This window comes from Ruegeria sp. BJ6 (genome assembly GCF_056537885.1).
Window position 1 is genome coordinate 17,348 of record NZ_JBQFSG010000015.1, and the last position, 11,835, is coordinate 29,182.

Genomic DNA, 11,835 nt, shown 5'->3' on the forward strand with positions numbered 1-11,835 from the left:
TGGTCAACCGGCGCGCAGATGCGTAGTTGTCATGTCGATCAACAGCCGCCCCGTGTCGCCGCGAACATCGGTGCGAATGACAATGAGCGTGCCGCCGCGTTTGACCGTTGTGGAGGTTGCAATCAGATCGCCCGCCTTTTCGTTACCCGACAAGACCGTATGAAGATCAACGGCGAGCGGGAAACCCGACCCGTCTTCACCAATGCTGTCCAGGTCGCCGATGGCACACAAGGTTGCTGCGATATCGGCAAACCAGATCAGGGCGCCAGCGTGCATCGTCCCAAACGGATTCTTTGCGGCTTCGGTTACCGGCATTCTGGCAACCACGCGTTCCGGCTCGCGGCTTTCGATGGTAAAGCCGATTTCGCCCTTCCACTTGTTCTCAGCCAGTTTTTGTCTGATGTTCGTTTCCATACTCTCAACTTTCAGTGGCAAGAGCATGCTCGCATCTGAAAAACCTGAATTCGACCCAGAACTTGCGCATTTGGCCTTACCGGGGCGTGGTGATGAAAAGCGCTGGCTGCAGACACTGCGACGCAGAATGCAAAGCATCAGTTTGTGGCGTCTTTCGTAGGTAGCCTGTTAACGTACACTGTGTGTCCGTAACTCGAGCTCACATCCGGTATGATCCCGGCGTCCGGTTTGTCCATTTTCGAAAGGCTCTGTGAAAGTTCGCTGGGGCCGAGAAGCCTGTGTCAAACGCGATTTGATCTATACTGTCCGTGCTTTGCTGAAGTGACCGGATCGCAATGTCACGGCGTAGGGCATCTTTAATGTCCTGAAAGGATGTTCCTTCGTCTTTCAAGCGCCTGTTCAGGGTCCGAGGCGTCATTTTTAGAGCCCGGGCAGCATCTGGAAGCTGGCAAGTCTGCCACGTCGCTCCGTAAAGAAAGGCCCGGACGCGAAGACTGTTTGTATGGGCGCGCGAGCCGGTAAATATCCAATCGAGCGGTGCGCGTTCAAGGAATACGGATGCCTCGGCGGGGCTGCGGGTGATCGGGCGGGTGAATTGGCGTGGGGCAAAGCGAATACTGGTTTGTCGGGCGCCAAACTCGACTGGGCACGGGAAGACGACCGAATAGTCCGCAGCAAATTCCGGACGGGAAAAGGAAAAGCAAACCGTTTGCACCGGTGTCTCTGAACCACTGAGCCACGATAGTAGCCCGTGCGCCAGTTTCAGGATCAGCATGTGACCGAAACGCTGTGGTTGGGTGTCACCAGAATAAGGCACCAAGGCCAGCTCCACCTCTTCCGGATCGTTCCGCAAGTCAAAATAGAAGTCATCCAGAATAAGGTTCCAGAACGTCGAGAACCGATAGAGAGCCGAGGTCAGGCTGCTTGCCCCGCGCTGCACCGTCACGAGATGCTGCAAGGCGCGGGGTCGGATCGGGCGGCTCCAGAGCCCCATCATTTCGTCCCCGGTCTCAGGCGCGGCAAGCTGATAAAGCCGTGTAATTTCATTGAGCGTGACACGTTGGGTTGGTGTCATCGGAGTGGTTTGAAGACCAGAGCGTTCCAGCAGCGAAGCCATCTCTTCCGGGGTGCAGCGAGACCTAAGCGCACCCAGCCAATCCTGAATGAATGCGGCTGATACGGTCGTCAGAGAGATAGGATCTTGGCTGGTCATTAAGGCCTCTGTTTGGCGTAATCGGATAGTATTTTGGCAAAAGATGAGCTTAACGGCAATCCAATCGGCAGATAGATGACGCAAAACCATAGTTTCCGCGAGGGAGCCCCGGATGTCCTATCAGCCGCCCGTTCAAGATTTGATGTTTTGTGTCGAACACCTGTCTCATTGGGAGCAGGTGTCATCGTTGCCAGTGTATTCAGACTACGACCTGGCGGATATTGGCGCCGTGCTGGAAGGCTATGCCAGGTTCTGCGGTGAGCAGATCGCGCCTTTGTCCCATATAGGAGACACGTTGGGGGCTCGGTTTGACAACGGGCGCGTGACGATGCCCGAGGGTGACGCGCACGCCTATGAACAGTTCGTCGAGATGGGTTGGCAGGCCCTGACCCACCCGGTGGAATACGGTGGCATGGGATTGCCGCGAACTGTCGGTGCTGCGGCAGTAGAGATGCTGAATGCTGCCGACATGAGCTTTGGTCTCTGCCCACTTCTGACCGATGGGGCCATCGAGGCACTACTGCTGACGGGTTCGGACGATCAGAAAGCCATGTACCTTGAACCGCTTATTGCCGGGCGCTGGTCCGGCACGATGAACCTGACGGAGCCACAAGCGGGCAGCGATCTGGGGCGCGTGGCGACCAAGGCGGTGCAACGTGCGGATGGCAGCTATGGCATCTCAGGTACGAAGATTTTCATCACATATGGCGCTCATGATCTGACCGAGAACATCATCCATTTGGTATTGGCCCGTACACCCGACGCACCTGCCGGGCCCAAGGGGCTTAGCCTGTTCATCGTGCCCCAGAAGCTTGTGGAAGCGGATGGGACGGTAGGATCCGAAAATACGGTCAACTGCGTGAGCATCGAACACAAGCTGGGTGTTCGCGCCAGCCCGACGGCAGTGCTGGAATACACAGATGCCACGGGATTCTTGATCGGCGATGAAAATCGCGGGTTGGAATACATGTTCATCATGATGAACGCAGCGCGGTTCTCCGTTGGAGTGCAAGGTATTGCAACGTCTGAGCGGGCCTACCAACGTGCTCTGGCCTATGCACGCGAGCGGGTACAAAGCCGTCCGGTGAATGGTCAGGCCAAAGATGCAGTCGCCATCATCGAACACCCGGATGTCCGCCGTATGCTCATGCGGATGCGCAGCCTGACAGAAGGCGGTCGGGCCATGGCGGCGGCGACCGCAGGGTTGCTGGACATCGCACATCATCAAGACAATCCGGAGATGGCCGCTCTGGCCGAATTCATGGTTCCGTTGGTCAAAGGTTTCTGCTCGGAACGTGCAGTTGAGGTCGCCTCGCTGGGCGTACAAATCCATGGCGGCATGGGCTTTATCGAGGAAACCGGTGCCGCGCAGCATTACCGCGACGCACGCATTCTGCCGATTTACGAAGGCACCACCGCCATTCAGGCCAACGACCTTCTGGGACGCAAGGTAATGCGCGACGGCGGCGAAACTGCCCGCCGCTTTGCAGCGCGGATAAAGGCAACCGAAGCGGAACTGGCCGAAGGTGACGCAACAGCGCAAGCTATCAGCACTAGTCTTGCACAGGCGCGCGGCGCGTTTGAAACCGCATTGGATTGGTTGTTGGAAAACAGCCGAAAGGACATCGATGCAGCCTTTGCGGGCTCGGTCCCGTTCCTGATGTTGGCGGGTACGCTGGCGGCGGGATGGAAGCTGGCGAAGGGTGCGTTAGCCGCGCAGGCTGCGCTGGATGCTGGACAGAATACGCAATTCATGTCCCAGAAAATTGCCACCGCCCTTTTCTTTGCGCAGCACATTTTGCCTGAATGCATGACCGAACACACTCGCATTTTGTACGGCTCGCGCAGCCTGCTTGATGCGGCTTTTGCCGAATAATCCCTCGAAAGGACCTGACCCATGAATGATGTCGTGAACCCTGACACTTACGAAAGCCTCGCGATTTCAGAGCGTGAGAACGGCCTGTACGTCGTAACTTTGAACCGCCCTTCAAAGCGCAACGCGCTGGATGTGGCCACAATCGAGGAACTGATCCGCTTTTTCAGCGGTGCCCGTATGGCCGGTGTCAAAGCTGTGGTTCTTGCCGGTGAAGGCAACCATTTCTGCGCGGGTCTTGATCTGGTTGAGCATTGGAAAGCTGACCGCAGCCCTGATGACTTCATGCATGTCTGCCTGCGCTGGCATGAGGCGTTCAACAAGATGGAGTACGGCGGTGTGCCGATCATCGCTGCACTCAACGGTGCGGTTGTGGGCGGGGGTCTGGAACTGGCCAGCGCGGCTCATATCCGGGTTATCGACCCGGGCACCTATTTCGCGCTGCCCGAAGGCCAGCGCGGGATTTTCACCGGTGGCGGAGCGACAATCCGTGTTTCAGACATGATCGGCAAGTACCGCATGATCGACATGATCCTGACTGGCCGCGTCTATCAGGGGCAAGAGGCCGTTGATCTGGGATTGGCGCAATACATCACGGAAGATGGCGGCAGCATGGCCAAGGCGATGGAGCTGGCAGAACAAATTGCACAGAACCTGCCGCTGACCAACTTTGCCATCTGCTCTGCGATCAGCCACCTGAACAACATGTCCGGCATGGATGCAGCCTATGCCGAAGCTGTGGTGGGCGGAGTGGTCAACACCCAACCTGCAGCCCGTGAGCGCCTGGAAGCCTTTGCAAACAAAACCGCCGCTCGCGTGCGGCCCAACAGCTAAATCAGGCGGAACCGGGATGCGTCAGCAATTCGAAGCTCTTCAGAAGACGCGGGCCAACCATGTGCCCTTGTCGCCGATATCCTTCCTGCGCCGCGCCGAAAACCTGCACGGCGCGCGTACGGCGGTGATCTATGGCGACATTCAAAGAACCTGGGCCGAAACTGCAACCCGCATTCGTGCTGTGGCCGGTGGTCTGGTCGAACTTGGAGTGCAGAAGGGCGATACTGTTTCGGTGCTGAGCCCGAATGTCCCGGAACTCTTTGAGTTGCACTTTGCCCTACCACTGACGGGTGGGGTTCTAAACACGCTGAACACACGGCTGGAACCGGAAACTATCGCCTACATTCTGAATCACGCGGACACGAAATTGGTGATCGTGGATCAGGAGCTTGTACCGCTTCTGTCCAAAGCTTTTGATCTGCTCGGTCGATCCTTGCCAGTGGTCGAGATCGTCGATCCTGCGGTTAAGGGTGTGAGCCTTGGCGGTCAAACCTACGATGCGTTGACCGAAGCCACACCGTTACCAATAGAACTGCCCGATGATGAATGGGATGCCATTGCGTTGAACTATACGTCCGGTACGTCCGGTCGCCCGAAAGGCGTTGTCTATCACCATCGTGGGGCCTATCTGATGGCGCTCGGCACAGGGACGGCTTGGCAGATGCCGCCTTACCCGGTCTATCTGTCAGTGGTGCCGATGTTCCACTGCAACGGCTGGGGGCACCCGTGGTTGATGGCCATGCTTGGCGCAACGGTCGTCTTTACCCGTAATCCAGCGGCAGACCGTATTCTAGGCGCGATCCGCGCCCATGGCGTAACTCATTTTGGCGCGGCGCCCATCGTGTTGCAAATGCTGGCCGAAGCCGAGAGTGACGCGGCCCCATTCGATCCTGCAATCCGCGTTTTGACGGCGGGTGCCCCGCCGCCACCTTCGGTACTGGAAAAAACCCGCTCGATGGGGCTGGATGTCATGCAGGTCTACGGCCTGACAGAGACCTACGGCCATATCTCACAGTGTCTTTGGCAGGATGACTGGGACCAACTCAGTCCAGCGGAGCAAGCTGAATTGCAAGCGCAGCAAGGCATCGCCTTTCCGATGGTCGAAGAGGTCACGGTGATCGACCGTAACAGCGACACACCCGTAACACGCGATGGTGTTACACAGGGCGAAATCGCCATTCGGGGCAACACGGTGATGGCGGGGTATTACAAGGACGCTGAGGCCACGTCGAAAGCTTTTGAGGACGGTTGGTTCTGGTCCGGCGACGGCGCTGTCTTACATGAAAACGGCTACATCCAGATACGTGACCGCCTGAAAGACGTAATCATTTCCGGCGGAGAAAACATCTCTTCGGTCGAGGTCGAAGCAGTACTCTACCGGCATGAGGCCGTACAGGCCGCCGCCGTGGTTGCGATGCCGCACGAAAAATGGGGCGAAGTCCCCTGCGCCTTTGTCGAATTGCGCGAAGGTGCCGAAACAGCATCTGACGAGATCATAGCCTTCTGCCGCGAGCATCTGGCCGGGTTCAAGGCACCCAAAGCCGTCGTCTTCGAAACTCTTCCCAAAACCTCCACCGGTAAGATTCAGAAGTTCCAGCTTCGGGATCGCGCCAAAGCAATGGACCTTTGAAATGCGCCTGCTGTCCCAATCCCGCCGCCTGCGCCAGACACCTTTTTCCGAGGGCGTCGAAGACAAAGGCGTTATCGCCTACACCGTTTACAACCGGATGCTGCTGCCGACGGTTTTCGAGAGTGTCGAGGCCGACTACCGGCATCTCAAATCTCATGTTCAGGTTTGGGATGTGTCTTGTGAACGCCAGATCGAACTGAATGGCCCGGATGCTGGTCGCCTGATGCGGCGGTTGACCCCTCGCAATTTGGAGAAAATGCAGGACGACCAGTGCTATTACGTACCAATCGTCGATGAAAACGGCGGCATGCTGAACGATCCGGTCGCGATTAAACATAGTGAAGATCGCTGGTGGATCTCAATCGCCGATAGCGATCTGCTGTTGTGGATTAAGGGTTTGGCCGTCGGTGCAGGCATGGATGTGCGGGTGTTCGAACCAGACGTCTCGCCATTGGCTGTTCAGGGACCAAAGTCGGATGACCTGATGGCGCGGATCTTTGGCAAAGAGGTTCTGGATATCCGCTTCTTCCGTTACAAGCGGCTGGCATTTCAGGATACGTCCTTTGTGGTGGCACGCTCTGGCTACTCGAAACAGGGCGGCTATGAGATCTATGTCGAGAACGGTGCCTACGGTATGCCACTGTGGAATGCCCTTTTCGAAGCCGGAGCTGATCTGAATGTGCGCCCGGGATGTCCAAACCTGATCGAAAGGATCGAAGGCGGGCTGTTGAGCTATGGCAACGACATGACAATGGAAAACTCACCACTGGAGTGTGGTTTGGGCAAATTCTGCAAACCGGGCGAGGACAGTGACCACATAGGCAAGCAAGCACTTGCTCGCGAAGTTGAAACTGGCCCGACCCGTCAGATTCGCGCGATTTCCATTCCAGGAGATCCCGTTCCCCCGGCTCGTTCGGCTTGGCCTCTGTTCGACGGTGGAAAGCAGGTAGGCCAAGTCACTTCCGCTGCCTGGTCACCGGATTTTGAAACCAATGTTGCTATTGGCATGGTCGATACTGGTCACTGGGACGCTGGTACGAAACTTGAAGTGCGGACTCCAACCGGTAATCGGGTGGCCGAGGTGCAAAGTTCGTTCTGGAAATAGCCGGGGCTTCTAAAAGCCAACATACATTCTCGTTGTTTAGTGGCTGTTTTTTGCGATCCTTGGAAGCTGCAAAGCCCAGTTTTGAATGTCCGTTTGAAGCTGGCTGCGGCCTTCCGGTGCGAAGATGCCATTGATAACTGGTCGCAGTGGGCAAGAGCGATCATTGCCGAAATCTCAGGACCAGAGAAAAACACGCCAGTCAGATATCAGTCGCAATCCAGTTAAGCGGCCACATCGATTTGTTGAGTGCGCAGCAGGCAAGTCAGCGCCGCCTTGATATCGATTTTGCCGACCACACCATCTGCATCTGTTACAACAATATCGCTCTGTTCTTCGATCAGCATCGAGATGATATCCTTCAGCGGTGTCTTGTCCGTGATCGTGCGAGCGTCGGCGGGGATGGAACCGGTGTTCTCGACCATGATTTCCATAGCGCGTAGTACGTTTAGCGGGTTCATATGCGCCACGAATTCGGCCACGTAGGACGTCGCCGGGTTCAGAACGATATCCTGCGGTTCGGCGCATTGCACGATCCGACCACCTTCCATGATGGCGATGCGCGATCCGATCTTGAGCGCTTCATCCAGATCGTGGCTGACGAAGACGATGGTCCGGCCCAGCTTTTGCTGGAACTCCAGCAGCTCATCCTGCAGCTTGTTGCGGATCAATGGATCCAGAGCTGAGAACGGCTCATCCATCAGCAGGATCGGGGCCTCGGTCGCGAAGGCGCGGGCCAAACCTACCCTTTGTTGCATGCCACCTGAGAGTTCCTGAACCTTGCGGTCGGCCCAGTCGTCAAGATGCACCAGGTCCAGCTGCTCGCGGGCACGCCGATAGCGTTCTTCCTTGTCGACTCCGGCCACCTCCAGCCCATAGGCCACATTGTCGATTACGGTGCGCCAGGGCAAAAGGCCGAATTGTTGGAACACCATGGCGATACGGTCTCGGCGGATGGCGCGCAGGTCACGCGCATTGGCCTGAACCACGTCAACCAGTCCATTGCCGGTATTAACTTCGACTTTGCCGCGCACAACTGGGTTCAGCCCGTTTACGGCGCGCAGCAGGGTGGACTTGCCGGACCCGGACAAGCCCATCAGCACCAATATCTCGCCGTTCTTGATGTCAATCGAGCAGTCATGAACGCCCAGAACCTGCCCAGTCTTTTCCTGAATCTCGGCGCGGGACATCCCCCGATCCATCATCGGTAGTGCTGTCTTGGGATCGTTGCCGAAGACGATGTTCACATTGTCAAAACGTACCATTGTGTCTGTCATCAGTTACGCGCTCCTTCTTTTGAACATCCGGTCGAAGATGATAGCGACCAGAACGATGGCGATGCCGACTTCAAAGCCTTTGGCAATGTTCACCGAGTTCAGCGCCCGAAGCGTCGGAACACCTAAGCCGTCCGCGCCGACAAGGGCCGCGATCACCACCATGGACAGCGACAGCATGATGGTCTGGGTCAAACCGGCCATAATCTGCGGCAGCGCATAGGGCAGTTCAATCTTCCACATCAGTTGCAGCGGGGTCGAGCCAAAGGCTTTGCCCGCCTCAATCAGCGCGGTGGGGGTTGAGGTGATGCCGAGATGGGTCAACCTGATTGGTGCCGGGATTGCGAAGATCACCGTGGCGATCAAGCCAGGCACCATACCGAGGCCAAACAGAATGAGAGCAGGGATCAAATAGACGAACGTCGGGATTGTCTGCATCAAGTCCAGAATGGGCTCCATCACCCGATACAGCCACGGCTTGCGTGCAGCGGCTATGCCTAGCGGTACACCAACACCCATGCAGACAACGGCCGCGGCAAGGACCAGCGCCAGCGTCTCGGTGGTTTCTACCCAATAGCCCTGATTGACGATCAACAGCAGGCCAAGCGCAGTGAATACTGTAAATCCGACCGATTTGCGCACAACCCAGGACAGCACTGTGATGACCGCTATGACGACAAAGGCATTCGGCGCCTGAAGCAGCCACAGAAGGGCCAGAATGATAGCCTCCAGCACTGCCGAAAGACCATCAAAGAGCCAGAAAAAGTTGTCGGTCAGCCAGTCGACAAACACCTTTGCCCACTGGCCGATCGGAATTTTGTAGGATTCAAGCCATTCCATATCAGGTCCTCCCTTCTGCATGTTTCACGGTGACCTCAAGTTGCGGGAGGAGCGTTGCCCTCAACCAACCTTCCAGCTTCTGCATCGCCTTTGGGTCCAGCGCGTGACCCATCCCTTCGCACAAGAAAAGCTCGGACCCGGTGATCAATGCATGTGCACGCCGCGAGCTGTCCGGATCGATACAACGATCCTGCGCGGCTCCGATCACCAGCGCCGGGGCTTTGATTTTGCTCAGTTCTTCTTGCCGGTTGCCAGAGCCATTCAACGCCAGAAGTTGCCGGGCGTAGCCGCCAGAAGAGAACCCACCGGTGACCATGCCCAATGCCGCCGTGCGGGCATCGGATTGAGACAAGGGTGTCGGAGCTGACCACCAGATCAGGTCCTCGGCCAGCCAGTCTGCGAGTTCCTGTTCGGTGTCAAAGGGTTTCACGGTACGCAGAAACCGATCCCAGGATTTGTCTTGGGTCGGAATTCTTGCCTCACCCGCGCTGCAGCAAATCTGCACTAGCCCACTTACCCGGTCGCCAGTTTTTGCAGCAACCACTTGAGCGATCATACCGCCCATGGAGAAGCCAACCACGGCAAACCGGTCGATTCCCAAATCGTCGATACAGCGCAGAACATCATCGCGCATATCGAAGAGCGTGTAAGGAACAGTTTTTGTGTCCGGATCAAACAATGCCTCGACAGCTGCTTCATCGACATCCGGCCCACATCGGCCCGATTGGCCCATGTCGCGGTTCTCGATACAGATGAGATGGAAATCACGCGACAGCCGGTCCAGAAGCTCTCGGGGCCATTCCGCGACACGCATTCCAAGCCCCAAGATCATGACGATGCACGGCGCGAACATGTGGCCGTGTATCTCAATATGGATGGGGCACTTTCCGGCGATGGTTTTTGTCACCGGCATCTTTCGCCCCATCGTCATCACAGACCCAGATGCGCACGCACGGCGTCCAGACCGTTCCCACCGTCCTTGGTGGTTACGCCATCAAGCCAAGTGTCCAGATACTCCGGATGAGCTTTTAACAGCTTGGCCCCTGCCTCGTTGGGATCCAGACCTTCTTCGAGGATGTAACCCATGCCTTCGCTTTCCATCGGAATGTCAAAGGTCATCTGGGTAATCAGCCTGCCGATATTCGGGCATTCGTCCAAATAGCCCTTGCGCACCTGTGTGTGCACCGTCGCGCCACCAAAGTTTGGGCCATAGAAATCGTCACCGCCGGTCAGGTATTCGAGATCGAATTGAGTATTCATCGGGTGCGGCGCCCAGGCCAGGAAGACGATCCAGTCTTCTTTGCGCTGGTTCTTCTTTACCTGCGACAGCATTCCCTGCTCGGAACTTTCCACGACTTTCCAGCCACCAAGACCAAAGGCGTCCTTGGCGATGATGTCCAGCATGATGTCGTTCGACCCCGGCTCGATCCCATACATCTGGCTGTCGAACTTGTCGGCGTTTTCCACCAGATGCGAAAAATCGGTCACGCCCGCTTCGTAGACATATTTCGGCACCGCAAAGGTGAATTTCGCGCCTTCCAGATTCTGGTGCACCGTCTCGATGTCGCCGGTATTGCGATAGGCCTGATAATAGGTTTCCATCGCCGGGTCCCAGTAGCCCAGGAATATATCCAGATCGTTGCCGACCATCGATTCATAGATGACCGGAATGCCCAGAACATCGCTTTCCGGGGTATATCCCAACCCCTCCAGAACAGTACTCGCGACACCGGTTGTCAGGGCCAGATCGGTCCAGCCCGGCTCGGCCATACGCACGGTGTCACAATTGGCGGCGGCTTGATGGGCGCAAACGGCCAGTACGGAGGCCATGGTTGCGCTGCGGAGTGCCGTTTTCATTCGTAAATCCTCCCGATGGTCTAAATACTGACCCTAGGGTCAATAAACGGACCGTATGTTTAAATTGACCGTAGAGTCAACAAAATCTATCCTGCGGTCAAAAAGAGGGCCTGATGGGACGAAAGAGCATTGCGGAAATTCGCCGCGAAGAATTTGCCGCCGCCGCGTTCGAGGTGCTGTCCTTACACGGTATGCAAGGGACGACATTGCAGCGTGTCGCCGAGCATACCGGCGCCTCCAAGGCCAGCGTGCTGCACTATTTTTCGAACAAACAGGCCCTGATCGAAACCGCCATGCGCCGTGCCAATGCCACGCTGCGCAAAGAGGCGGTTGCCTTCCTGTCTTTGGCCTCAACGCCCTGGGAACGCTTCTATGCCATTGTCGAGGCGAACTTCTCTCCGACCACATTCAGACCTGAAGTTGCCCATGGATGGATCGCCATGTGCGCTGAGGTTCCGCACAACCCTCAATTCCAACGCCTGCAAAACGCGATTTATCACCGCCTGCACAGCAACCTCTTTTCGGCGCTAAAGGAGACAGGAGCCGATGTGGCAAAGGCTCAAATCAGCGCACATACGGTTAGTCTGTTGATTGACGGGCTATGGATGCGCTGCGGTTTGCAAATTGGAGGGCTCAACCGAGACGAAGCAATGAATCAGATCGAAACTGTCATTGAACAGAGCTTTTCGGATGATGAAAATAGGCGGGCGGCAAAAGAGAAGATGAGGACTATCGCCGCTGCAGTCACTGCAAAAATGTGAACAATAAAAATCGGTTTAACAACCACTGTATTAAGCA

General features: G+C 56.6%; 11 protein-coding genes. 5 read left to right on the forward strand and 6 right to left on the reverse strand.

What is annotated here, in order from left to right:
- Positions 1 to 3: 3 nt before the first annotated feature.
- Complete coding sequence (locus ACR0D6_RS21300; RefSeq protein ID WP_170656979.1) at positions 4 to 414, reverse strand: PaaI family thioesterase; 411 nt, start codon at positions 412 to 414, stop codon at positions 4 to 6.
- Between the two features lie 199 nt (positions 415 to 613).
- Positions 614 to 1,627: an AraC family transcriptional regulator gene (locus ACR0D6_RS21305; protein ID WP_480767017.1), complete on the reverse strand. Its 1,014-nt coding sequence runs from the start codon at positions 1,625 to 1,627 to the stop codon at positions 614 to 616.
- Positions 1,628 to 1,739: 112 nt separating this feature from the next.
- Here ACR0D6_RS21305 and ACR0D6_RS21310 point away from each other — a divergent pair, with 112 nt between their 5' ends.
- From ACR0D6_RS21310 to ACR0D6_RS21325, 4 genes are read left to right on the forward strand one after another with little or no spacing between them, the layout of a single operon-like run.
- Positions 1,740 to 3,503, forward strand: coding sequence for an acyl-CoA dehydrogenase family protein (locus tag ACR0D6_RS21310; RefSeq protein WP_480767018.1), 1,764 nt, complete (start codon positions 1,740 to 1,742; stop codon positions 3,501 to 3,503).
- A 21-nt stretch (positions 3,504 to 3,524) separates the two neighbouring features.
- The gene (gene dmdD / locus ACR0D6_RS21315) at positions 3,525 to 4,334 is read left to right on the forward strand and encodes a methylthioacryloyl-CoA hydratase (protein WP_155147812.1); all 810 of its coding nucleotides are present in this window, start codon (positions 3,525 to 3,527) and stop codon (positions 4,332 to 4,334) included.
- Positions 4,335 to 4,350: 16 nt separating this feature from the next.
- Positions 4,351 to 5,964 (forward strand): AMP-binding protein, encoded by a 1,614-nt coding sequence (locus tag ACR0D6_RS21320; RefSeq protein ID WP_480767019.1) that lies wholly within the window; start codon positions 4,351 to 4,353, stop codon positions 5,962 to 5,964.
- 1 nt (position 5,965) lies between these two features.
- Positions 5,966 to 7,069, forward strand: a complete 1,104-nt coding sequence (locus tag ACR0D6_RS21325) for a dimethylsulfoniopropionate demethylase (RefSeq protein WP_480767020.1) — start codon at positions 5,966 to 5,968, stop codon at positions 7,067 to 7,069.
- Between the two features lie 221 nt (positions 7,070 to 7,290).
- On the opposite strand, the gene choV is transcribed toward ACR0D6_RS21325, so the two are convergent.
- From choV to choX, 4 genes are read right to left on the reverse strand one after another with little or no spacing between them, the layout of a single operon-like run.
- Positions 7,291 to 8,343, reverse strand: coding sequence for a choline ABC transporter ATP-binding protein (gene choV, locus ACR0D6_RS21330; RefSeq protein WP_480767021.1), 1,053 nt, complete (start codon positions 8,341 to 8,343; stop codon positions 7,291 to 7,293).
- A gap of 3 nt (positions 8,344 to 8,346) precedes the next feature.
- Entirely contained in the window at positions 8,347 to 9,180 is an 834-nt protein-coding gene (gene choW, locus ACR0D6_RS21335) for a choline ABC transporter permease subunit (RefSeq protein WP_480732330.1), read from the reverse strand.
- A 1-nt stretch (position 9,181) separates the two neighbouring features.
- Positions 9,182 to 10,093, reverse strand: coding sequence for an alpha/beta fold hydrolase (locus tag ACR0D6_RS21340; protein ID WP_480767022.1), 912 nt, complete (start codon positions 10,091 to 10,093; stop codon positions 9,182 to 9,184).
- A 17-nt stretch (positions 10,094 to 10,110) separates the two neighbouring features.
- On the reverse strand, positions 10,111 to 11,037 hold the full coding sequence (gene choX, locus ACR0D6_RS21345; protein WP_480767023.1) for a choline ABC transporter substrate-binding protein: 927 nt from the start codon (positions 11,035 to 11,037) through the stop codon (positions 10,111 to 10,113).
- A 113-nt stretch (positions 11,038 to 11,150) separates the two neighbouring features.
- Here choX and betI point away from each other — a divergent pair, with 113 nt between their 5' ends.
- Complete coding sequence (betI, locus tag ACR0D6_RS21350; RefSeq protein ID WP_480767024.1) at positions 11,151 to 11,798, forward strand: transcriptional regulator BetI; 648 nt, start codon at positions 11,151 to 11,153, stop codon at positions 11,796 to 11,798.
- Positions 11,799 to 11,835 lie beyond the last annotated feature (37 nt).

What these genes read in the sequence shown, in the direction of transcription:
- ACR0D6_RS21300 (WP_170656979.1), bottom strand. Translation starts at nt 414, where the DNA reads ATGGAAACGAACATCAGACAAAAACTGGCTGAGAACAAGTGGAAGGGC.
- ACR0D6_RS21305 (WP_480767017.1), bottom strand. Translation starts at nt 1,627, where the DNA reads ATGACCAGCCAAGATCCTATCTCTCTGACGACCGTATCAGCCGCATTC.
- ACR0D6_RS21310 (WP_480767018.1), top strand. Translation starts at nt 1,740, where the DNA reads ATGTCCTATCAGCCGCCCGTTCAAGATTTGATGTTTTGTGTCGAACAC.
- dmdD (WP_155147812.1), top strand. Translation starts at nt 3,525, where the DNA reads ATGAATGATGTCGTGAACCCTGACACTTACGAAAGCCTCGCGATTTCA.
- ACR0D6_RS21320 (WP_480767019.1), top strand. Translation starts at nt 4,351, where the DNA reads ATGCGTCAGCAATTCGAAGCTCTTCAGAAGACGCGGGCCAACCATGTG.
- ACR0D6_RS21325 (WP_480767020.1), top strand. Translation starts at nt 5,966, where the DNA reads ATGCGCCTGCTGTCCCAATCCCGCCGCCTGCGCCAGACACCTTTTTCC.
- choV (WP_480767021.1), bottom strand. Translation starts at nt 8,343, where the DNA reads ATGACAGACACAATGGTACGTTTTGACAATGTGAACATCGTCTTCGGC.
- choW (WP_480732330.1), bottom strand. Translation starts at nt 9,180, where the DNA reads ATGGAATGGCTTGAATCCTACAAAATTCCGATCGGCCAGTGGGCAAAG.
- ACR0D6_RS21340 (WP_480767022.1), bottom strand. Translation starts at nt 10,093, where the DNA reads ATGCCGGTGACAAAAACCATCGCCGGAAAGTGCCCCATCCATATTGAG.
- choX (WP_480767023.1), bottom strand. Translation starts at nt 11,037, where the DNA reads ATGAAAACGGCACTCCGCAGCGCAACCATGGCCTCCGTACTGGCCGTT.
- betI (WP_480767024.1), top strand. Translation starts at nt 11,151, where the DNA reads ATGGGACGAAAGAGCATTGCGGAAATTCGCCGCGAAGAATTTGCCGCC.